Source organism: Limnohabitans radicicola, from assembly GCF_014837235.1.
GTDB classification, from domain to species: Bacteria; Pseudomonadota; Gammaproteobacteria; order Burkholderiales; family Burkholderiaceae_C; genus Limnohabitans_A; species Limnohabitans_A radicicola.
This window is the reverse complement of sequence record NZ_JACYFT010000001.1, coordinates 1,086,333-1,105,703: the sequence shown is the minus strand read 5'-3', so window position 1 is coordinate 1,105,703 and position 19,371 is coordinate 1,086,333. Positions and strand designations below refer to the sequence as shown.

The following is a 19,371-nucleotide window of genomic DNA, read 5'->3' as shown; positions in this document are numbered from 1 at the left end:
CGTATTGTTTTTCAAAGGGAGAAATCATGAAAAATTGGCTCAAAAACAACCGTGGCTTCATCTTGTTTGTCTTCTTTTTTGGCTTTTTCCGTTTGGCCATTGCCGACTGGAATCCGATCCCTTCGGGGTCGATGCGGCCCACCTTGCTGGAGGGGGACGTTGTGCTGGTCAATCGGGTGGCTTATGACTTCAAGCTGCCACTGACCAATCAAGTGTTGGCCGAGTTGGGCTCGCCCGAGCGCGGTGATGTGGTCACGTTCAAATCACCCAAGGACGGCGTGCAATTGATCAAACGCCTGATCGCTGTGCCTGGCGATGTGGTGGAACTGCGCGATGAAGTGCTCTACCTCAATGGTGTGGCTTCGCAGTACCAGTCACCCGTGCAGGTGAAAGAGCCCATGGGCGGTGGACTGACCATGCCCGCCATTCAGGCGCAGGAAATCTTGTCAGGGCACGCGCACACCGTGCAGGTCCTGCCGCAGGTGAATGCGATGCGCAACTTTGGTCCGGTGCAAGTGCCAGAGGGGCAGTATTTCTTCTTGGGGGACAACCGCGACAACAGCGCCGACTCCCGCTACATCGGCATGGTGCCACGCCACCTGCTGATTGGCCGCGCCCATCGGGTGCTGGTCTCGGCCGACATCAAAGGCAACTGGTGGCCACGTTGGGACCGGTTGGTGCAGGCTATTCAGTAAGCGCAGCGACCAAGCCAGTTCAAACCCCGCGCGCCAGCACAGGAAACAGCTTGTGCAGCCCGTCGGTCATCACCTCCACGGCCAGCGCAGCCAGGATCAGGCCCATCAGTCGGGTCATGACGTTGATGCCGGTGCGGCCCAGCACACGTGCAATGGGCGCGGCCATTGAAAAGCACAGTGCCGTGGCCAGGCCGATGACCACGCCGTAGCCCACCAGGGTGCCCAGCTGGAACATGGTTTTGGCTTTTTCGGCGTAAATCACCACGGTGGACATGGTGGCCGGGCCAGTCAGCAGCGGGATGGTCAGTGGCACCACAGCGATGCTGGCGCCCACAGCGGCTTTGGCCCCGGCGTCTTGCACTTCGTCGGCGTTGGCCCGGGCCTCGGCCGGTTGCGCGTTCAACATGGACAGGGCCGAGGTCAGCAGCAGCATGCCGCCGCCGACCTGGAAGCTGGCCAGTGAAATGCCGAAGAACTCCAGAATCTGCAGGCCCAGCAGGGCGCTGGCTGCGATCACGATGAAGGCGGCCGTGGACGAGACCAGGATGGTGCGCTGGCGCTGCGCCCGGCTGAAGCCCTGCGTGTAGTGGATGAAGAAAGGAACGCAGGCCAGCGGGTTGACGATGGCCATCAGGGTGATGAGCGGTTTGAAATCCATGTGCGCATTGTGGGGCCGGATGGGGCTTTATGGGGTGGCGGGCGTTCTGCGGCGGAACATGCCCCAGCCCTCCATGTGCAGCACCTTGTCGCCGTGCTGGTTGAACATTTCCCACAGGTTGCGGGTCATGCCCACGTCGGGGCGCTTGCTCATGGGCTTGGTTTCCAGCATGGTCGATTGCAGTCGCAAGGTGTCGCCCGGGTAGACAGGTTTGAGCCATTTGATGCCTTCCAGACCCGGCGAGCCCAGGCTGGAGGTGTCGTTCAAAAAGTTCGTCACCATCAGCCGCATGGCCATCGAACAGGTGTGCCAGCCGCTGGCCGACAGGGCCCCAAAGACCGAGGCTTTGGCGGCCTCATCGTCCAGGTGAAAGGGTTGTGGGTCGAACTGTGTGGCGAAGGCAATGATTTCTTCGCGGGTGGGCGTGATGGTGCCCAGGTCGCGCACTTGGCCGGGGGCAAAGTCTTCCCAGTAATACTTGAACTCGGCCATCAGCGACCTCCAGAGACGTCGATCAGGCTCATGGTGGTGTAGCTCGCCGCATCGGACAGGAGCCAGACGATGCTTTGCGCCACTTCGTCGGCGGTGCCACCGCGCTGCATGGGCACCAGGTGCTGCAGGTCTTTCACGCGGTTGGGCAGGCCGCCCGAGGCGTGGATGTCGGTGTCGATCAGGCCCGGGCGCACGGCGTTGACGCGCACGCCTTCGCCCGCGACTTCCTTGGCCAGGCCCAGTGTGAAGGCGTCGATGGCGCCTTTGGCCGAGGCGTAGTCCACATACTGGCCGGGTGAGCCCAGACGTGCTGCCGCGCTCGACACGTTGACAATGCTGCCGCCATCGCCGCCGTAACGGGTGCTCATGCGGCGCACGGCTTCGCGTGCACAAATCAGGCTACCGATCACGTTGATGTCGAACATCCGCTTCCAGCGTGCCACGTCCATCTCATCCAGCCGTGCCGAGACATCGACCACGCCTGCATTGTTCACCAGACCTTGCAAGCGGCCCAGCTTGGCGTCGATGTGCTCGTACATGCGCAGCACCTGCGCCTCGTCGGCCACATCGGCCTGCACCGCAATGGCGTGGCCCCCCGTGCTGCGGATCTGGCGCACCACCTCGTCGGCGGCCAGCGAGTTGGCGGTGTAGTTGACTGCTACGGTCCAGCCTTGGGCTGCCGCCAGCAAGGCGGTAGAGGCACCAATGCCCCGACTGCCGCCGGTCACCAAAAGCACTTTGTTCATCTGAGGTCTCCAGCATGATTTGCAAACTGCGGACACAATCCGCCCTGAAAACATTACACACCGTCAAGGAATCAAGATGGGTCACACAGTGGACTATTACTTCGCTCCCCAAAGCCCCTGGGCTTATTTGGGGCACCAGCGTCTGGCCGAGATCGCGGCGCGGGCAGGGGCTGCGGTGCGGGTCATGCCGATCGACCTGGGCGGTAAAGTGTTCCCGATTTCGGGCGGCCTGCCATTGGGCCAGCGTGCGCCCCAGCGCCAGGCTTACCGGCTGGTGGAGCTGCAGCGTTTCAGCGAGCACCTGAAAGCGTCGCTCAACCTCAAGCCCAAGTACTTCCCTGTGGGCGGCGACGATGCGGCCCGCCTCATCATCGCTGCCGACCTGGCGCAAGGCGCAGCGGCGGCCATGCAGGTGGCGGGCGCGGTGCTGGCCGCTTGCTGGGCGCAGGAGCGCAACATCGCCGACGATAAGGTGCTGGCCGAGTTGCTGGCCGAGCAGGGTTTGCCTGCGGCATTGCTTGAGCAGTCGCACAGCCAGGCGGTGCAAGAGCGTTATGAGGCGTACACGCAAGCGGCCATCGATGCCGGGGTGTTCGGCGCGCCCAGCTATGTGGTTGGTGGCGAGATTTTCTGGGGTCAGGATCGGCTCGATTTTGTCGAGCGGGCTCTGAGCCGTTGATGTGTTGAATTGAACCAAGGAATGAACATGGGAACGATGATTGAATTGAAAGCCACAGACGGCACCGTGGTGCCTGCCTACGAGGCCCGCCCTGCGGGCACGCCCAAGGGCGCGGTGGTGGTGATCCAGGAGATTTTTGGCGTCAACAGCCACATCCGCAACGTGGCCGATGGCTATGCGGCCGAGGGCTATGTGGCTGTCGCGCCAGCGGCGTTTCACCGGGTCAAGCCCGGTGTGGAGCTGGGTTACAGCGACGCCGACATGGGCGAAGGTTTTGGCTACAAGACAGCGGTCGAGGCTTTGCCTGCACCCGGCGTGATGCAGGACATCCAGGCCGCCATTGACCACGCGGCCAAGGCCTCGGGTGGCGGAAAGGTGGGCATCGTGGGTTACTGCTGGGGCGGTTTGCTGACCTGGCGCACGGCCTGCACGCTCAAGGGCCTGAGCGCTGCTGCGCCTTACTACGGCGGTGGCGTGACCACCCCAGAAGAAACCGCACGTCAATCCCACGTGCCGGTGCTGGCGCACTTTGCCGAGGAGGACAAGTGGATCCCGCTGGACACGGTGGAGGCCTTCAAAAAGGCGCACCCTGAGGTCGAGGTGCACACCTACGCGGCACACCACGGCTTCAACTGCGACCAGCGCGGTGCTTGGCATGCCCCATCGGCCCAGCTGGCCCGTGAGCGCACGCTGGCATTCTTTGCCAAGCACCTCGCTTGATTGTGCAGGGTCGGCGTCCTGCCGCGACAGTTTGTGCCTAGCCGCCGGTTCTGGCCAGGTAGCGCTTGCGCCAGAACACCAGCCCCATGACAAGGGCGATGGCGCCCATGCTGCCCAGTGTCCACCAGAAGGCAGAGGCCTGGTGCAGCCAGGGGATGAACTCGAAGTTCATGCCGAAAATGCCCGCGATCAGGTTCAGCGGCAAGAAGATCGCGGTCAGCGCCGTCAGGGTGCGCATGATGTCGTTGGTGCGGTTGCCTTGCACATTGAAGTGCATTTGCACGGCGGTTTCGGTGTTGTGTTCCAGGCGGCGCACGTGTTGCACCACCCGGTCGATGTGTTCGAGCACATCGCGGCTGCGGATCTTGAGCAGTTCGTGCTCACGCTCGGCGGTGCCGTCTTCGGCGACCCGCCAGCTGTCGAGCGACTCGGTCCAGCTTTGCATGGCGGTGTGCTGGTCGTCGCACAGGGCTTCGAGCTGGTGCAAGGCCATGCGGGCGTGCAGCAAGGCGTCCCAGCGGTTGAAGCGGGTGCGTGGGTGCAGCAGCTCGGCTTGCCAGTGATCCAGCTGGCGGCTGAGTTCTCGCCGCAGGTCCAGATAGCCGTCGACCATGTGGCTGACGATGCGCAGCATCATGTCTGCCGGGTTGTGGGGCACCCCGCGTGCGCTAGTCGAGCGCGGGTCGGTCGCGTCGTGGGCCTGCGTGCTGGCCAGCAGGCGGCTGGCATAGGCTTCGCGCACGGCGCAGTCGGCCGGGTGCACGCTGAGCAGCACGCGGTCGAACACCGCAAAGCCGACCGGGCTGGTGTCGATGCGGTGCAGCACAGGTGGGCCGGAGCGTTTGCCGCCTTGCGGGGCTAGGCCATTGTTGGTGAGCGCTGCGGGACTGGCCGCTGCACTGTCTGGCCGCTGGGCCAGACGCCTGAACACCATCAGGTCGTAATGCGAGCTGTAATCAAAACGCGAGGGCAGTTGGGCATTGAGCAGGTCCGAGACATGCAGGTCCACCAGCGTTTGCCCGGTGAGTTTTTCGAGGGTGTTCTGAATCACCCCCAGCTCGGCCAAAAAGGCTTCGCGCGAGCAGGCGATCCAGACGTAACCTTGCTCGGGCAGTTGCTCGGGCAGCGCCAGTCCGGCTTGAACCTGTGCGCCCGAAATGCAGAAGACCCGCATGAACGGTTCAGCCCTGGCGGATCAAACGGGCCGCGTCGCGGGCAAAGTAGGTCAGCACCCCGTCGGCCCCGGCGCGCTTGAAGGCCAGCAGGCTTTCCATCATCACCAAGTCGTGGTCGAGCCAGCCGTTTTGCGCGGCGGCCTTGAGCATGGCGTACTCGCCCGACACCTGGTAGGCGAAGGTCGGTACTTTGAATTCGTCTTTGACGCGGCGCACGATGTCCAGGTACGGCATGCCGGGCTTGACCATGACCATGTCGGCGCCTTCGGCCAGGTCCATGGCGACTTCACGCAGGGCTTCATCGCTGTTGCCCGGGTCCATCTGGTAGACCTTTTTGTTGCTCTTGCCCAGGTTGGCGGCGGAGCCCACCGCGTCGCGGAAGGGGCCGTAAAAAGCGCTGGCGTATTTGGCGCTGTAGGCCATGATGCGGGTGTGGACCAGGCCACGCGCTTCGAGCGCTTGCCGGATCGCGCCGATGCGCCCGTCCATCATGTCGCTGGGCGCGACCATGTCCACGCCGGCCTCGGCTTGGGTCAGCGCCTGCTGCACCAGCACGGCGGTGGTTTCGTCGTTGAGGATGTAGCCGGTCTCATCGAGCAAGCCGTCCTGGCCGTGGCTGGTGAAGGGGTCGAGCGCCACATCGGTCATCACGCCCAGCTCTGGGAAGCGTTTTTTCAGCTCGCGCACCACCCGCGGCACCAGGCCGTTGGGGTTCATGGCTTCGCTGCCTGTCGGGTCTTTGAGCGAGGCGTCGATCACCGGGAACAGCGCCATGACCGGGATGCCGAGCTTGACGCAGTCTTCGGCCACGGGCAGCAACAGGTCCAGGCTCAGGCGCTCCACGCCGGGCATGGAGCCCACCTGCTGGCGCTGGTTTTGACCGTCCAGCACGAAGACGGGATAGATGAGGTCGTGCGGCGTGACCTGGTGTTCGCGCACCAGGTTACGGGTGAATTCGTCACGGCGCAGGCGGCGTGGGCGGCTCAGTGGGAAGGGGGCGACGGGGTTCATGCCAAGCATTGTGGCCCAAGTGGACGGTGGGCGGCTGTACACAGGGGACGGCCAGCGCGGACGGTGCCGACAAATCGTTGCAAAAATGACAAATATGTTCTTGTTATCGGTTTTGTCATTTGGTACATTTCACTTCGGACGGCTTGCCGTTCCCCGCTTTACCTCCCTGAGCGGGCGCCTGGATGCGTCACAGCAAAAAGGCTTCCCACCCTCGGCCTCTGGTCGGGGGTTTTTTTTGCCCGTTCCCCGGGCGATCTGGACAGCCCTGCACGGCTGGCTACACTCCGGTCATGCTCTGGACCAAAGCCCTTCACATCGTTTTCATCGCCAGCTGGTTTGCCGGCTTGTTTTATTTGCCTCGCATTTTTGTCAATTTGGCCATGGTCGAGCCCGGCTCGGTGGCCGAGCGCGAGCGCCTGCTGCTCATGGCAGGCAAGCTCTACCGCTTCATGACCTTGCTGGCGGTGCCTGCTTTGGGTCTGGGTTTGTGGCTCTGGTTGGGCTACGGCATTGGCACCGGGCCCGGCCAGGGTTGGATGCACGCCAAGCTGGCCATCGTGCTGGTTTTGGTTGGCTACCACCACGGCTGCGGCGTGATCCTGCGCAAATTCAAGGCGGGCACCATGCAGCGCAGCCATGTCTGGTTCCGTTGGTTCAACGAAATTCCGGTGCTGATGATGCTGGCGGCGGTGATCCTGGTGGTCGTCAAGCCGTTCTGATCGGTTTTCAAGCATGGTCACGCGCCGCACTGCCGCCTGGCCACTGGCCTGGATCTACGCGCTGCTGATCGTCTACGCCAGCCTTTACCCGTTTGACCAGTGGCGCATCCAGGGGATTGCCCCTTGGTCCTTTCTGCTGGCGCCTTTGCCCCGTTACTGGACAGGGTTTGACGTCATCTCCAATGTGTTGGGCTACGCCCCCTTGGGCTTTTTGTGTGCTTTGGCCATCCACCGCACGCGGCCCCGTGCACCGGCTGTCTTGTGGGCCACGCTGGCTGCTGCTGCGCTCTCGTTGACGCTGGAGTCTTTGCAGATGTTTTTGCCCGCCCGGGTGCCCTCCAATGTGGACGGGGCGCTCAATGTGGCAGGGGCCCTGGTGGGCGCCATGGCGGCGCGGGCGCTGGAGTGGGCCGGGGCAGTGGACCACTGGAGCCGCTTCCGTGAGCGCTGGTTTGTCCCCGAGTCGAGCGGCGCGCTGGCTTTGCTGGCCCTGTGGCCGCTTGCGCTGCTGTTCCCTGTGGCGGTGCCTTTTGGGCTGGGACAAGTTCTGGAGCGGTTGGAGGCGGCGCTGGTGCAGGAGATGCAGGGCTCGCCCTTGCTGGACTTGCTGCCCCTGCGCGAGGTGGAGTTGCAGCCGCTTTTGCCCATCAACGAAGTTCTGTGTGTGGCCATGGGCGTGCTGCTGCCTTGTTTGCTGGCGTACAGCGTGTTGCGCCAGACCCACCAGCGCCTGACCCTGGCGGCAACCCTGATGGCGCTGGGCTTGCTGGGCAGCGCCTTGTCGGCGGCGCTGACTTATGGACCAGCGCACGCGTGGGACTGGGTGGGCAGCGAAGTCTTGCTGGGCGGTGCGCTCGCCGTGCTGGCCTGTCTGGGCTTGTGCCTGGCACCTGCCCGGGTGTGTTTGGTGCTCATGTTGATCTTGCTGGTGTGGCAGTTGGCCTTGCTCAACAATGCCTCGGCCGATGTGTACTTCGCCCAGACCCTGCAGGCCTGGGAGCAGGGGCGGTTCATCCGTTTTCATGGACTCATACAGTGGCTGGGCTGGCTTTGGCCGTATGGTTTGCTGGCTTATCTTGTGGCCAGGCTCTCGCAACCCCCGGCCGCCTAAAATCCGGTCATGACGACCGAAAACCCGAGCCTTTATTTCAAGCGCCACATCTTTTTTTGCCTGAACGAGCGCAAGAACGGTGAGGCCAGTTGCGCCCAGCACGATGCCCAGGCCGCTTTTGACCACTGCAAGAACCGCATCAAGCAACTGGGTCTGGCGGGTCCGGGCCAGGTGCGTGTCAACAAGGCCGGTTGCCTGGACCGCTGTGCAGGGGGCCCCGTGGCGGTGGTGTACCCCGAAGGCACCTGGTACAGCTATGTGGACCAGGCCGACATCGACGAAATCGTCGACTCGCATCTCGCCAAGGGGCAAGTGGTGACACGCTTGCTGACCCCGGAACACTTGGGCCGCTGATGAATTCGGCCACCCAGAAACTCAGCCTGCAAGGCGGCGCCGGAGTCGTGGAGGCCTTGCTGGATGTGCCAGCCGACGCGCCTGTGCGTGGCACAGCCGTCATTGCCCACCCGCACCCCTTGTTTGGCGGCACCATGCAAAACAAGGTGGTCCAGACGCTGGCGCGGGCTTTTGTGCTGTGCGGCTGGCAGGCGGTGCGCTTCAATTTCAGGGGGGTAGGCGCTTCTGAGGGTGTGTACGACGAAGGCCGCGGCGAGGCGGCAGACATGTTGGCGGTCATGACCCAAGTGGCTCCCACCGGGCCATTGGCATTGGCCGGGTTTTCGTTTGGTGCTTTTGTCGCCAGCCATGTGCTGCAACAGCTGGTCGAGGTCCGTCCGCCCGAAAAAGTCGTGCTGGTTGGCACGGCGGCGTCCCGTTTCGAGGTGGCTCCTGTGGCCCCAGCGATGCATGAGCGCACCTTGGTGTTGCATGGTGAGCAGGACGACACCGTGCCTCTGGCCAGCGTGATGGACTGGGCGCGTCCCCAGTCACTGCCCGTGACGGTGATTCCCGGGGTGGAGCACTTCTTTCATGGGCAATTGCCCCTGCTCAAGTCGCTGACGGTGCGCCATTTGCTCTCGCCAGCCTACGCCTGAACTTGGATGGACCCGGCAGGGTTCTGAAAGCCACCCACATGAACCAGATGAAACGCCTTTTCAAAGCGGTCCTGATCGCCCTGTCCTTGTGGAGTCTGGCGGCCCAGGCCCAGATGCCCCAGCCGCCCGAGGTGGCCGCCCGGGCGTATTTGCTGATCGATGTCACTGCCAACCAAGTGCTGGCTGCCAAGGACGCCGACATGGCGGTGGAGCCAGCCTCGCTGACCAAGCTGATGACGGCTTACCTGGTTTTTGAGGCCCTGAAGTCGCGCAAGCTGGACCTCAAGCAGACTTTGCCGGTGTCCGAGCGGGCCTGGAAGATGCCCGGCTCGCGCATGTTCATCGACCCCAAGATGCGGGTGCCGGTGGAGGATCTGGTCAAGGGCATGGTGGTCCAGTCGGGCAACGATGCGACGGTGGCACTGGCCGAAGGGGTGGGCGGTTCGGTGGAGCGGTTTGTACAGCTCATGAACGACCAGGCCAGAGTCCTGGGCATGAAAAACACCAGCTACAAAAACCCGGAAGGCTTGGCCGAGGCCGGGCACACTACCACGGCGCGTGACCTGAGCACACTGGCGTTGCGGTTGATACGCGACTTTCCTGAATATGTGCCTTATTACGCCATCAAGAAATACCGCTACGAGGGCACGCCCGCAGCCAATGAGAGCAACCGCAATCTGCTTCTGTTCCGTGACCCCACGGTCGACGGCCTGAAAACTGGCCACACCCAGACGGCGGGCTATTGCCTCGTGGCCACGGCCAGGCGCGATTTCCCGAATGTGGGCTCGCGCCGCCTGTTGTCCATCGTGCTCGGGGCCGACAGCGAAAACGCCCGCGCCAACGAAAGTCAGAAGCTCCTCAACTGGGGTTACACCGCTTATGACGCCGTCAAGTTGTTTGACGCAGGCCAGGCGGTGGCCACCCCTGCCGCCTGGAAGGGCAAGACCCCCGTGGTGAAGATCGGGTCTTTCTACCCGCTGATCGTCGCCGTGCCAGCAGGCAGTGTGGCCCAGATCAAGACCCAGGTGGTCCGGCCAGAGCCGCTGATTGCCCCTTTCAACAAGGGTCAGATGCTGGGCTCGCTCAAGGTCTTGCGCGGCGAGCAGCCCCTGATCGACGTGCCTTTGATGGTGCTGGAGCCGGTGGAGCAGGCCGGTGTTTTGGGCCGGGCCTGGGACGCGGTTCGCCTCTGGATCAAGTAACAAGTGAGCGGATACAAACTTTAGGTTTATGCCATCCTTGCCAAGGGCCCGCCAGGCGGTTATACTGGCGGGCTTTTCCGCTTTTGGGGCGGAGAAGTTTCTTTTGTCAATTCCAAACGTTTAGGGACGTTTTAAACAATGCCAACCATCAATCAATTGGTGCGTCAGGGGCGCGAGGTCGAAACGACCAAGTCCAAAAGCCCTGCGATGCAAAACTCTCCACAGCGTCGTGGTGTCTGCACCCGTGTGTACACCACAACGCCTAAGAAGCCTAACTCCGCTCTGCGTAAAGTCGCCAAAGTGCGTCTGACCAACGGTTTTGAGGTCATCTCCTACATCGGCGGTGAAGGCCACAACCTGCAAGAACACTCGGTGGTTCTGGTGCGCGGTGGTCGTGTCAAAGACTTGCCAGGTGTGCGTTACCACATCGTCCGCGGTTCGCTGGACTTGCAAGGCGTGAAAGACCGCAAGCAGTCTCGCTCCAAGTACGGTGCGAAGAAGCCAAAAGCCAAGTAAGCCCTTTCGGGTTGAAATTTTCGGTGCTGTTTCCCGCGTGGCGCGGTGATGCAGCGAAGTGACCCGAAGCCCGGAATTGTCCAGGTGGGTCGAGTAAGTGAGTGTTTTGAATAACGCTCGCGGTGTCTGAAAAGATGCCAACTGAAGCAATATGAGGTGAAATATGCCACGTCGTCGCGAAGTCCCTAAACGTGAAATCCTGCCGGATCCCAAGTTCGGCAATGTCGAGCTGTCCAAATTCATGAACGTGATCATGGAAGGCGGCAAAAAAGCTGTCGCAGAACGCATCATTTATGGTGCTCTGGACACCATGGAGCAGAAAACAGGCAAAGACCCTGTGGAGCTGTTCTCCATCGCCATCAACAACGTCAAACCCATGGTGGAAGTGAAATCCCGCCGCGTGGGTGGTGCGAACTACCAGGTGCCTGTTGAAGTGCGCCCTGTTCGTCGCCTGGCCCTGTCGATGCGTTGGATCAAGGAAGCCGCTCGCAAGCGCGGTGAAAAGTCGATGGCCTTGCGTTTGGCCAACGAATTGCTTGAAGCCAACGAAGGCCGCGGTGGTGCCATGAAAAAGCGTGACGAAGTTCACCGCATGGCAGAAGCCAACAAGGCGTTCTCGCACTTCCGCTTCTGATTCACAAGGGCTTCATGCAGAAGCCCGACACTGTCAGAAGCCAGCCCGCTGGCCCCATGAGGGGTGGCGGGCTTTGGTACTTAATCTTTGGAGAAATAAATGGCTCGCACTACCCCCATCGAGCGCTATCGCAACATTGGTATTTCGGCTCACATTGATGCCGGCAAAACCACGACGACTGAGCGTATCCTTTTTTATACCGGCGTGAACCACAAGATTGGTGAAGTGCACGACGGCGCTGCCACCATGGACTGGATGGAGCAGGAACAAGAGCGCGGTATCACGATCACATCGGCTGCCACCACCTGCTTCTGGAAGGGCATGGACAACTCCTTCCCTGAGCACCGCATCAACATCATTGACACCCCCGGCCACGTGGACTTCACCATCGAGGTGGAGCGTTCCATGCGCGTGCTGGACGGCGCTTGCATGGTTTACTGTGCTGTGGGTGGCGTGCAGCCTCAGTCTGAAACCGTGTGGCGTCAGGCGAACAAGTACAAAGTGCCACGTCTGGCCTTCGTGAACAAGATGGACCGTACCGGTGCCAACTTCTTCAAGGTCGTTGAGCAGATGAAGTTGCGCCTGAAGGCCAACCCTGTGCCCGTCGTGATCCCCATTGGCGCCGAAGAAAACTTCAAGGGCGTTGTGGATCTGCGCAAGATGAAAGCCATCATCTGGGACGAAGCTTCCCAGGGCATGAAGTTCACCTTTGAAGACATCCCGGCTGACCTCGTGGCTTCTGCCAACGAGTGGCGCGAGAAGATGGTGGAAGCCGCTGCTGAAGCCTCTGAAGACCTGATGAACAAGTACCTCGAAGAAGGTGACTTGTCGGAAGAGGAAATCACCAACGGCCTGCGCGTGCGCACCATCGCCGGTGAAATCCAGCCCATGCTGTGCGGTACCGCGTTCAAGAACAAGGGCGTGCAGCGCATGCTGGACGCCGTGATCGAGCTGATGCCTTCTCCTTTGGACGTGAAAGCCATCAAGGGCTTTGACGAAGAAGAAAAAGAAGTCACCCGCAAGGCCGACGATGAAGAGAAATTCTCCGCTCTGGCATTCAAGTTGATGACCGACCCGTTCGTGGGTCAGCTGACTTTCGTGCGCGTGTACTCTGGCGTTCTGAAAAAAGGCGACACCGTGTACAACTCGGTGCGCGGCAAGAAAGAGCGTATCGGTCGTATCGTGCAGATGCACGCCAACAACCGTGAAGAAGTCGACGAAATCCGCGCCGGCGACATCGCTGCCTGCGTGGGTCTGAAAGACGTCACCACCGGTGAAACCTTGTGCGATCCTGCATCGGTGATCACCCTGGAGCGCATGGTGTTCCCCGACTCCGTGATCCGTCAAGCTGTCGAGCCCAAATCCAAAGCCGACCAGGAAAAAATGGGTATGGCCCTGTCCCGACTGGCCGCTGAAGATCCTTCTTTCCGCGTGCAGACCGATGAAGAATCCGGTCAGACCATCATTGGTGGTCAGGGCGAACTGCACCTGGAGATCATCGTTGACCGCATGAAGCGTGAATTCGGTGTGGAAGCCAACGTGGGCAAGCCTCAGGTGGCCTACCGCGAAACCATCCGCAAGACCGTCGAAGAAGCCGAAGGCAAGTTCGTGCGTCAGTCCGGTGGTAAGGGTCAGTACGGCCACGTGGTTTTGAAGGTTGAGCCTCAGGAGCCAGGCAAAGGCTTTGAATTCGTTGACGCCATCAAGGGCGGCGTGGTTCCTCGCGAATACATCCCTGCAGTGGAAAAAGGTGTGATCGAAGCCTTGGGTCAAGGCGTGTTGGCCGGCTACCCTGTGGTGGACGTCAAAGTCACTCTGCACTTCGGTTCGTACCACGATGTGGACTCGAATGAAATGGCCTTCAAGATGGCCGCCATCTTTGGTTTCAAAGAAGGTTGCAAGAAAGCCAATCCCGTCATCCTGGAACCCATGATGGCCGTGGAAGTGGAAACACCTGAAGACTATGCCGGTAACGTGATGGGTGATCTGTCCTCACGTCGTGGCATGGTCCAGGGCATGGACGACATGGTCGGTGGTGGCAAGGCCATCAAGGCCGAAGTGCCACTGTCCGAAATGTTCGGTTACTCGACCACCCTGCGCTCCATGTCGCAAGGCCGTGCAACCTACACGATGGAATTCAAGCACTACGCTGAAGCTCCGAAGAACGTGGCTGATGCCATCGTTGCTTCGCGCGCCAAATAAAAACTGTCTGCGATCAGGTGCCACTCTGTGCCCGTGCGGAGTGATCCAGCAACCTGATGCAAACATTAAACCAACACACGGGCATTGCTCTTTTTAAGGATTGAAAAATGGCTAAGGAAAAATTCGAACGGACGAAACCGCACGTGAACGTGGGCACCATTGGTCACGTTGACCACGGTAAAACCACACTGACAGCGGCCATCACCACCGTGCTGGCTGCCAAGTTCGGCGGTGCTGCCAAAGCGTACGACCAGATCGACGCGGCTCCCGAAGAGAAGGCCCGTGGTATCACGATCAACACCGCGCACGTCGAGTACGAAACAGAAAACCGTCACTACGCGCACGTGGACTGCCCCGGTCACGCTGACTATGTGAAAAACATGATCACGGGTGCTGCCCAGATGGACGGCGCCATTTTGGTTTGCTCCGCTGCTGACGGCCCCATGCCTCAGACCCGTGAGCACATCCTGTTGGCTCGCCAAGTGGGCGTGCCTTACATCATCGTGTTCCTGAACAAGTGCGACATGGTGGACGACGCTGAACTGCTGGAACTGGTCGAGATGGAAGTTCGCGAACTCCTGTCCAAGTACGACTTCCCAGGCGACGACACACCGATCGTGCAAGGTTCTGCCAAGCTGGCGCTGGAAGGCGACAAAGGCCCTCTGGGCGAGCAAGCCATCTTCAAGCTGGCCGAAGCGCTGGACACCTACATCCCTACGCCTGACCGCGCAGTGGACGGCTCGTTCCTGATGCCAGTGGAAGACGTGTTCTCCATCTCTGGCCGCGGCACTGTGGTGACTGGCCGTATCGAGCGCGGCATCATCAAGGTCGGCGAAGAAATCGAAATCGTGGGCATCAAAGACACGGTCAAGACCACCTGCACGGGCGTTGAGATGTTCCGCAAGCTGCTGGACCAAGGTCAAGCGGGCGACAACGTGGGTATCTTGCTGCGCGGCACCAAGCGCGAAGACGTCGAGCGCGGCCAAGTGCTGTGCAAGCCCGGCTCGATCAAGCCGCACACCCACTTCACGGGCGAGATCTATGTCTTGTCCAAAGACGAAGGTGGCCGTCACACGCCTTTCTTCAACAACTACCGTCCCCAGTTCTACTTCCGTACGACTGACGTGACAGGCGCGATCGAATTGCCAGAAGGCAAAGAGATGGTGATGCCAGGCGACAACGTGTCGATCACTGTGAAGCTGATCAACCCCATCGCCATGGAAGAAGGTCTGCGTTTCGCGATCCGCGAAGGCGGCCGTACCGTTGGCGCTGGCGTCGTTGCCAAGATCATCGCTTAATTCTTTTGTGGATCAGTGGCGCAGGGGCCTGGCCCTTGCGCTGCGACAAGCAAACACTCACCACAAGGAATTGACATGTCATCCAAGCAAAAAATCCGCATTCGCCTGAAGGCGTTTGACTACAAACTGATCGACCAGTCCGCTGCCGAGATCGTGGATACCGCCAAGCGCACCGGCGCGATCGTCAAGGGCCCCGTGCCACTGCCGACCCGCATGAAGCGTTTCGACATCCTGCGTTCGCCGCACGTGAACAAGTCGAGCCGTGACCAGCTCGAAATTCGCACCCACCAGCGTCTGATGGACATCGTGGACCCCACAGACAAAACTGTGGACGCCCTGATGAAACTCGACCTGCCAGCGGGCGTGGACGTCGAAATCAAGCTGCAGTAATGCGCTTGAGGGCTGTGAAAACAGCCCAAAACTCTTGAAAAATAGCGTGGCTTGCCAGTTCTGGCGAGCCACGCTATAATTTCAGGCTCACCTCAATTTGGGGTGAGATTTATCAACCCTCTTTCATACACCAAACGAAGCTGCCAATTGCAGTGGCTTCGGTGAAAGTTCTGGAGAAAACAATGAGTCTGAGCACCTCACTGGGGTTGCTGGGCCGCAAGGTGGGCATGATGCGTCTGTTCACTGATGATGGGGACGCAGTTCCTGTCACAGTGGTGGATGTGTCCAACAACCGCGTGACCCAAGTCAAAACCCAAGAGAACGATGGCTATGTCGCCCTGCAGGTGACATTTGGTAAGCGCCGTGCTTCACGCGTGACCAAGCCTATCGCTGGCCACCTGGCCAAAGCTGGCGTCGAAGCTGGCGAAATCATCCAAGAATTCCGTGTGACCGCTGACACTGCTGCCCAATACGCAGCGGGTGCTGCTGTGCCTGCGACGGTGTTCGCTGCAGGCCAGAAAGTGGACGTGCAAGGCACTTCCATCGGTAAGGGCTTCACCGGCACCATCAAGCGTCACAATTTCAAATCGCAGCGCGCATCGCACGGTAACAGCCGTTCGCACAACGTGCCCGGTTCGATCTCCATGGCGCAAGATCCTGGCCGCGTGTTCCCTGGCAAGAAAATGTCGGGCCACCTCGGCGACGTGACTTGCACCACCCAAAACCTCGATGTCGTGCGTGTTGACGAAGTTCGCGGCCTCCTGATGATCAAGGGCGCGATCCCTGGTTCCAAAGGTGGTTTTGTGACTGTGCGTCCCGCCATCAAAGCCAAAGGAGCGAACTGATGCAGCTCGAACTCCTGAACGACCAAGGTCAAGCCGCCTCCAAAGTGGACGCGCCTGAAACCGTTTTCGGTCGTGAATACAACGAATCCCTGATCCACCAAATTGTGGTGGCCTATCAGGCCAATGCCCGTCAAGGCACCCGTGCCCAAAAAGACCGTGAACAGGTCAAGCACTCGACCAAGAAGCCTTTCAAGCAAAAAGGTACGGGTAACGCACGTGCCGGTATGACTTCCTCGCCTCTGTGGCGTGGCGGCGGTCGCATCTTCCCTAACAGCCCGGAAGAAAACTTCACACAGAAGATCAACAAGAAAATGTACCGCGCTGGTATGGCTTCGATCTTCTCGCAGCTGGCCCGCGAAGGCCGTCTGGCTGTGGTGGATTCCCTCAAAGTCGAATCGCCCAAGACCAAGGCCCTGGCGGCCAAGTTCAAGGCCATGAACCTCGACTCCGTGCTGGTGATCGCCGAAGAAGTCGACGAAAACCTGTACCTCGCTTCGCGCAACCTGGTCAACGTGCTCGTCGTTGAACCCCGTTACGCCGATCCCGTGTCTTTGGTCCACTTCAAGAAAGTGCTGGTCACCAAGGGCGCGATCGACAAACTCAAGGAGATGTTCGCATGAGCGCCGTGAAGTTTGACGAAGGTCGTCTGATGTCCGTGTTGGTCGCTCCCATCGTGTCCGAAAAGGCCACCATGGTTGCTGAAAAGTCCAACGCTGTGACATTCAAAGTGCTGCAGAACGCTACCAAGCCTGAAATCAAAGCCGCTGTGGAATTGATGTTCAAGGTCGAAGTGCAAGGCGTCTCTGTGGTGAACACCAAGGGCAAGACCAAGCGTTTTGGCAAGACCATTGGCCGTCGCGACAACGTTCGCAAGGCTTATGTCACGCTCAAAGCCGGTCAAGAGCTGAACCTGTCCGGGGAGGCTGCGTAATCATGGCTGTCATCAAGATCAAACCTACCTCCCCAGGCCGCCGTGGCGTGGTGAAGGTTACCCGTGACCATCTGTACAAAGGCGAGGCTTACGCTCCGCTGCTGGAACCCCAGCACCAGAAGGCCGGCCGTAACAACAACGGTCACATCACCACACGCCACAAAGGCGGTGGTCACAAGCACCACTACCGCGTGGTGGACTTCAAGCGCAACAAGGATGGCATTCCAGCCAAGGTCGAGCGCGTTGAGTACGATCCAAACCGTACTGCGCACATCGCTTTGCTGTGCTACGCCGACGGCGAGCGCACTTACATCATTGCCCCTCGCGGCGTTGAAGTCGGTGCCACACTGCTGTCCGGCTCTGAAGCCCCTATCCGCGCTGGCAACACCTTGCCGATCCGCAACATCCCCGTGGGTTCGACCATCCACTGCATCGAGCTCAAGCCCGGTGCTGGTGCGCAGATCGCCCGCTCGGCAGGTGCTTCGGCAACCTTGCTGGCTCGCGAAGGCATCTACGCTCAAGTGCGCATGCGCTCCGGTGAAGTTCGCAAGATCCACATCGAGTGCCGTGCAACCATTGGTGAAGTCGCCAACGAAGAGCACAGCCTGCGTCAATTGGGCAAGGCCGGTGTCAAACGCTGGATGGGCATTCGCCCAACCGTTCGTGGCGTGGCCATGAACCCAGTGGATCACCCGCACGGTGGTGGCGAAGGCCGTACCGGCGAAGGCCGTCATGCAGTAGACCCGTGGGGCAACCTCACCAAGGGCTACCGTACCCGTAACAACAAGCGCACACAGGTCATGATCGTGTCGCGTCGCAAGAAGTAAGGGTTAGACAATGACACGCTCTCTCAAAAAGGGTCCATTCGTTGACCACCATTTGTTGGCCAAGGTTGAAAAAGCCGTTGCCACCAAAGATAAAAAGCCCGTCAAGACATGGTCGCGTCGCTCCATGGTTCTGCCCGAGTTCATCGGTCTGACCATCGCCGTTCACAACGGCAAGCAACACGTTCCTGTTTACGTGACTGACCAGATGGTTGGCCACAAATTGGGCGAATTCGCACTGACCCGCACCTTCAAGGGTCACCCTGCGGACAAAAAAGTCCAGAAGAAATAAGGAAAGACCATGGAAACACGTGCAGTCCTCCGGGGCGTCCGTTTGTCGGTCGATAAAGGCCGCCTGGTCGCCGATTTGATTCGCGGCAAGAAAGTGGATCAAGCTCTGAACATCCTGACCTTCACGCAGAAAAAAGCTGCGGGCATTGTCAAGAAGGTTCTGGAGTCCGCCATTGCCAACGCCGAGCACAACGACGGCGCCGACATCGACGAACTGAAGGTCAAGACCATCTACGTCGAGCAAGGCACCACGCTCAAGCGTTTCACCGCCCGCGCCAAAGGCCGTGGCAACCGCATCAGCAAGCCCACATGCCACGTGTATGTGACGGTCGGCAATTAATCAGGAAGAACTATGGGACAGAAAATCCATCCTACCGGTTTCCGCCTGGCTGTCAGCCGTAACTGGGCAAGCCGTTGGTATGCCAACAACAAAGACTTCGCCGGCATGCTGGCCGAAGACATCAAGGTGCGTGAGTACCTCAAGGCCAAGCTCAAGAACGCCGCGGTTTCCCGCGTGCTGATCGAGCGTCCAGCCAAGAGCGCCCGCATCACCATCTTCTCGGCTCGTCCAGGTGTGGTGATCGGCAAAAAAGGCGAAGACATCGAGTTGCTCAAGAAAGAACTCGCATCTCGCTTGGGCGTGCCAGTGGCCGTGAACATCGAAGAAGTGCGTAAGCCTGAAATCGATGCACAACTGATCGCTGACAGCATCACCCAGCAGCTCGAAAAGCGGATCATGTTCCGCCGCGCCATGAAGCGCGCCATGCAAAACGCCATGCGTCTGGGTGCCCAAGGCATCAAGATCATGTCGGCTGGCCGTCTGAACGGCATCGAGATTGCGCGTACCGAGTGGTACCGCGAAGGCCGTGTGCCACTGCACACCCTGCGCGCTGACATCGATTACGCCACTTCCGAAGCCAAGACCACCTACGGCATCATCGGTGTCAAGGTCTGGGTCTACAAAGGTGACACACTGGGCCGCAATGACGCTCCAGCACTGGCCGAGCCACGTGCCGAAGAAGAGCGCCGCCCACGTGGCCCACGTCGTGACGCCCGTCCTGGCGACCGCCCAACAGGTGATCGTCGTGGCGGCCCACGCCGTCCCGCTGGCACCAACACAGCACCCGCCGATGGCAGCGACAAGCCTGCCGAAGCAGGTGGTGACGCCAAACCCGCCGTTAAGCGCGTACGCAAAGTCGCCGCGCCAGCTGCAGCAGCTGACGGTCAATAAGGAGTAACA

Annotated in this window: 25 protein-coding genes; 20 read left to right on the top strand and 5 right to left on the bottom strand. The window is 60.3% G+C overall.

What is annotated here, in order from left to right; translation table 11 throughout:
• Positions 1-26 precede the first annotated feature (26 nt).
• A complete protein-coding gene (gene lepB, locus IC609_RS05515) occupies positions 27-695 on the top strand; it encodes a signal peptidase I (RefSeq protein WP_191818417.1) in 669 nt (222 codons plus the stop codon).
• A 19-nt stretch (positions 696-714) separates the two neighbouring features.
• On the opposite strand, the gene IC609_RS05510 is transcribed toward lepB, so the two are convergent.
• From IC609_RS05510 to IC609_RS05500, 3 genes are read right to left on the bottom strand one after another with little or no spacing between them, the layout of a single operon-like run.
• Positions 715-1,353, bottom strand: coding sequence for a MarC family protein (locus IC609_RS05510; protein ID WP_191818416.1), 639 nt, complete (start codon positions 1,351-1,353; stop codon positions 715-717).
• A 27-nt stretch (positions 1,354-1,380) separates the two neighbouring features.
• Positions 1,381-1,845 (bottom strand): MaoC family dehydratase, encoded by a 465-nt coding sequence (locus tag IC609_RS05505; RefSeq protein ID WP_191818415.1) that lies wholly within the window; start codon positions 1,843-1,845, stop codon positions 1,381-1,383.
• Positions 1,845-2,591, bottom strand: a complete 747-nt coding sequence (locus IC609_RS05500; RefSeq protein ID WP_191818414.1) for an SDR family oxidoreductase — start codon at positions 2,589-2,591, stop codon at positions 1,845-1,847. Before IC609_RS05500 ends, IC609_RS05505 begins: the two co-directional genes overlap by 1 nt.
• 76 nt (positions 2,592-2,667) lie before the next feature.
• Between IC609_RS05500 and IC609_RS05495 the strand changes: the two genes are divergently transcribed.
• Both IC609_RS05495 and IC609_RS05490 read left to right on the top strand, forming a co-directional pair.
• Positions 2,668-3,270 (top strand): 2-hydroxychromene-2-carboxylate isomerase, encoded by a 603-nt coding sequence (locus IC609_RS05495; RefSeq protein WP_191818413.1) that lies wholly within the window; start codon positions 2,668-2,670, stop codon positions 3,268-3,270.
• 27 nt (positions 3,271-3,297) lie between these two features.
• Positions 3,298-3,990, top strand: a complete 693-nt coding sequence (locus tag IC609_RS05490) for a dienelactone hydrolase family protein (protein ID WP_191818412.1) — start codon at positions 3,298-3,300, stop codon at positions 3,988-3,990.
• A gap of 37 nt (positions 3,991-4,027) precedes the next feature.
• On the opposite strand, the gene IC609_RS05485 is transcribed toward IC609_RS05490, so the two are convergent.
• Together IC609_RS05485 and hemB are read right to left on the bottom strand one after the other, a co-directional pair.
• Complete coding sequence (locus tag IC609_RS05485; RefSeq protein WP_191818411.1) at positions 4,028-5,164, bottom strand: magnesium transporter CorA family protein; 1,137 nt, start codon at positions 5,162-5,164, stop codon at positions 4,028-4,030.
• A 7-nt stretch (positions 5,165-5,171) separates the two neighbouring features.
• Entirely contained in the window at positions 5,172-6,176 is a 1,005-nt protein-coding gene (gene hemB / locus IC609_RS05480; RefSeq protein ID WP_191818410.1) for a porphobilinogen synthase, read from the bottom strand.
• A gap of 290 nt (positions 6,177-6,466) precedes the next feature.
• On the opposite strand from hemB, the gene IC609_RS05475 reads away from it, so the two are divergent.
• The 17 genes from IC609_RS05475 (at position 6,467) to rpsC (ending at position 19,362) form a co-directional block, all read left to right on the top strand.
• Positions 6,467-6,895: a CopD family protein gene (locus IC609_RS05475; RefSeq protein WP_191818409.1), complete on the top strand. Its 429-nt coding sequence runs from the start codon at positions 6,467-6,469 to the stop codon at positions 6,893-6,895.
• Between the two features lie 13 nt (positions 6,896-6,908).
• Positions 6,909-8,006: a VanZ family protein gene (locus tag IC609_RS05470; protein WP_191818408.1), complete on the top strand. Its 1,098-nt coding sequence runs from the start codon at positions 6,909-6,911 to the stop codon at positions 8,004-8,006.
• Between the two features lie 9 nt (positions 8,007-8,015).
• Positions 8,016-8,360 carry a (2Fe-2S) ferredoxin domain-containing protein gene (locus tag IC609_RS05465; protein WP_191818407.1) on the top strand — a complete coding sequence of 115 codons (345 nt, stop codon included), beginning with the start codon at positions 8,016-8,018 and terminating at the stop codon, positions 8,358-8,360.
• A complete protein-coding gene (locus IC609_RS05460) occupies positions 8,360-8,998 on the top strand; it encodes an alpha/beta hydrolase (RefSeq protein ID WP_191818406.1) in 639 nt (212 codons plus the stop codon). Before IC609_RS05465 ends, IC609_RS05460 begins: the two co-directional genes overlap by 1 nt.
• A gap of 47 nt (positions 8,999-9,045) precedes the next feature.
• The gene (locus tag IC609_RS05455; RefSeq protein ID WP_408610997.1) at positions 9,046-10,200 is read left to right on the top strand and encodes a D-alanyl-D-alanine carboxypeptidase family protein; all 1,155 of its coding nucleotides are present in this window, start codon (positions 9,046-9,048) and stop codon (positions 10,198-10,200) included.
• 138 nt (positions 10,201-10,338) lie between these two features.
• Positions 10,339-10,716, top strand: coding sequence for a 30S ribosomal protein S12 (rpsL, locus tag IC609_RS05450; protein ID WP_066708835.1), 378 nt, complete (start codon positions 10,339-10,341; stop codon positions 10,714-10,716).
• A 163-nt stretch (positions 10,717-10,879) separates the two neighbouring features.
• Positions 10,880-11,350: a 30S ribosomal protein S7 gene (gene rpsG / locus IC609_RS05445; protein ID WP_191818404.1), complete on the top strand. Its 471-nt coding sequence runs from the start codon at positions 10,880-10,882 to the stop codon at positions 11,348-11,350.
• Between the two features lie 99 nt (positions 11,351-11,449).
• Positions 11,450-13,552 (top strand): elongation factor G, encoded by a 2,103-nt coding sequence (gene fusA / locus IC609_RS05440; protein ID WP_191818403.1) that lies wholly within the window; start codon positions 11,450-11,452, stop codon positions 13,550-13,552.
• Positions 13,553-13,659: 107 nt separating this feature from the next.
• Complete coding sequence (gene tuf / locus IC609_RS05435) at positions 13,660-14,850, top strand: elongation factor Tu (protein ID WP_191818240.1); 1,191 nt, start codon at positions 13,660-13,662, stop codon at positions 14,848-14,850.
• 75 nt (positions 14,851-14,925) lie between these two features.
• A complete protein-coding gene (gene rpsJ / locus IC609_RS05430) occupies positions 14,926-15,240 on the top strand; it encodes a 30S ribosomal protein S10 (RefSeq protein WP_191818402.1) in 315 nt (104 codons plus the stop codon).
• A gap of 182 nt (positions 15,241-15,422) precedes the next feature.
• Complete coding sequence (rplC, locus tag IC609_RS05425) at positions 15,423-16,085, top strand: 50S ribosomal protein L3 (RefSeq protein ID WP_191818401.1); 663 nt, start codon at positions 15,423-15,425, stop codon at positions 16,083-16,085.
• A complete protein-coding gene (rplD, locus tag IC609_RS05420) occupies positions 16,085-16,705 on the top strand; it encodes a 50S ribosomal protein L4 (protein WP_191818400.1) in 621 nt (206 codons plus the stop codon). The genes rplC and rplD overlap by 1 nt, the downstream gene beginning before the upstream one ends.
• Positions 16,702-17,016, top strand: a complete 315-nt coding sequence (rplW, locus tag IC609_RS05415) for a 50S ribosomal protein L23 (RefSeq protein ID WP_191818399.1) — start codon at positions 16,702-16,704, stop codon at positions 17,014-17,016. The genes rplD and rplW overlap by 4 nt, the downstream gene beginning before the upstream one ends.
• Positions 17,017-17,018: 2 nt before the next feature.
• The gene (rplB, locus tag IC609_RS05410) at positions 17,019-17,843 is read left to right on the top strand and encodes a 50S ribosomal protein L2 (protein ID WP_191818398.1); all 825 of its coding nucleotides are present in this window, start codon (positions 17,019-17,021) and stop codon (positions 17,841-17,843) included.
• A 10-nt stretch (positions 17,844-17,853) separates the two neighbouring features.
• Positions 17,854-18,132, top strand: coding sequence for a 30S ribosomal protein S19 (gene rpsS, locus IC609_RS05405; RefSeq protein ID WP_005796963.1), 279 nt, complete (start codon positions 17,854-17,856; stop codon positions 18,130-18,132).
• Between the two features lie 9 nt (positions 18,133-18,141).
• On the top strand, positions 18,142-18,471 hold the full coding sequence (rplV, locus tag IC609_RS05400) for a 50S ribosomal protein L22 (protein WP_019426902.1): 330 nt from the start codon (positions 18,142-18,144) through the stop codon (positions 18,469-18,471).
• Positions 18,472-18,483: 12 nt separating this feature from the next.
• Positions 18,484-19,362 carry a 30S ribosomal protein S3 gene (gene rpsC, locus IC609_RS05395; RefSeq protein WP_191818397.1) on the top strand — a complete coding sequence of 293 codons (879 nt, stop codon included), beginning with the start codon at positions 18,484-18,486 and terminating at the stop codon, positions 19,360-19,362.
• Positions 19,363-19,371: the final 9 nt, after the last annotated feature.

Excerpts from the sequence above, each read along its gene's own strand:
- rplV (WP_019426902.1), top strand. The coding sequence starts at position 18,142 with ATGGAAACACGTGCAGTCCTCCGGGGCGTCCGTTTGTCGGTCGATAAA.
- IC609_RS05475 (WP_191818409.1), top strand. The coding sequence starts at position 6,467 with ATGCTCTGGACCAAAGCCCTTCACATCGTTTTCATCGCCAGCTGGTTT.
- rpsL (WP_066708835.1), top strand. The coding sequence starts at position 10,339 with ATGCCAACCATCAATCAATTGGTGCGTCAGGGGCGCGAGGTCGAAACG.
- rplC (WP_191818401.1), top strand. The coding sequence starts at position 15,423 with ATGAGTCTGAGCACCTCACTGGGGTTGCTGGGCCGCAAGGTGGGCATG.
- rpsC (WP_191818397.1), top strand. The coding sequence starts at position 18,484 with ATGGGACAGAAAATCCATCCTACCGGTTTCCGCCTGGCTGTCAGCCGT.
- IC609_RS05485 (WP_191818411.1), bottom strand. The coding sequence starts at position 5,164 with ATGCGGGTCTTCTGCATTTCGGGCGCACAGGTTCAAGCCGGACTGGCG.
- IC609_RS05510 (WP_191818416.1), bottom strand. The coding sequence starts at position 1,353 with ATGGATTTCAAACCGCTCATCACCCTGATGGCCATCGTCAACCCGCTG.
- rplW (WP_191818399.1), top strand. The coding sequence starts at position 16,702 with ATGAGCGCCGTGAAGTTTGACGAAGGTCGTCTGATGTCCGTGTTGGTC.
- IC609_RS05490 (WP_191818412.1), top strand. The coding sequence starts at position 3,298 with ATGGGAACGATGATTGAATTGAAAGCCACAGACGGCACCGTGGTGCCT.
- fusA (WP_191818403.1), top strand. The coding sequence starts at position 11,450 with ATGGCTCGCACTACCCCCATCGAGCGCTATCGCAACATTGGTATTTCG.
- rplD (WP_191818400.1), top strand. The coding sequence starts at position 16,085 with ATGCAGCTCGAACTCCTGAACGACCAAGGTCAAGCCGCCTCCAAAGTG.
- rplB (WP_191818398.1), top strand. The coding sequence starts at position 17,019 with ATGGCTGTCATCAAGATCAAACCTACCTCCCCAGGCCGCCGTGGCGTG.
- rpsS (WP_005796963.1), top strand. The coding sequence starts at position 17,854 with ATGACACGCTCTCTCAAAAAGGGTCCATTCGTTGACCACCATTTGTTG.
- IC609_RS05500 (WP_191818414.1), bottom strand. The coding sequence starts at position 2,591 with ATGAACAAAGTGCTTTTGGTGACCGGCGGCAGTCGGGGCATTGGTGCC.
- rpsJ (WP_191818402.1), top strand. The coding sequence starts at position 14,926 with ATGTCATCCAAGCAAAAAATCCGCATTCGCCTGAAGGCGTTTGACTAC.
- IC609_RS05465 (WP_191818407.1), top strand. The coding sequence starts at position 8,016 with ATGACGACCGAAAACCCGAGCCTTTATTTCAAGCGCCACATCTTTTTT.
- IC609_RS05505 (WP_191818415.1), bottom strand. The coding sequence starts at position 1,845 with ATGGCCGAGTTCAAGTATTACTGGGAAGACTTTGCCCCCGGCCAAGTG.
- IC609_RS05495 (WP_191818413.1), top strand. The coding sequence starts at position 2,668 with ATGGGTCACACAGTGGACTATTACTTCGCTCCCCAAAGCCCCTGGGCT.
- IC609_RS05455 (WP_408610997.1), top strand. The coding sequence starts at position 9,046 with ATGAAACGCCTTTTCAAAGCGGTCCTGATCGCCCTGTCCTTGTGGAGT.
- hemB (WP_191818410.1), bottom strand. The coding sequence starts at position 6,176 with ATGAACCCCGTCGCCCCCTTCCCACTGAGCCGCCCACGCCGCCTGCGC.
- rpsG (WP_191818404.1), top strand. The coding sequence starts at position 10,880 with ATGCCACGTCGTCGCGAAGTCCCTAAACGTGAAATCCTGCCGGATCCC.
- tuf (WP_191818240.1), top strand. The coding sequence starts at position 13,660 with ATGGCTAAGGAAAAATTCGAACGGACGAAACCGCACGTGAACGTGGGC.
- IC609_RS05470 (WP_191818408.1), top strand. The coding sequence starts at position 6,909 with ATGGTCACGCGCCGCACTGCCGCCTGGCCACTGGCCTGGATCTACGCG.
- IC609_RS05460 (WP_191818406.1), top strand. The coding sequence starts at position 8,360 with ATGAATTCGGCCACCCAGAAACTCAGCCTGCAAGGCGGCGCCGGAGTC.
- lepB (WP_191818417.1), top strand. The coding sequence starts at position 27 with ATGAAAAATTGGCTCAAAAACAACCGTGGCTTCATCTTGTTTGTCTTC.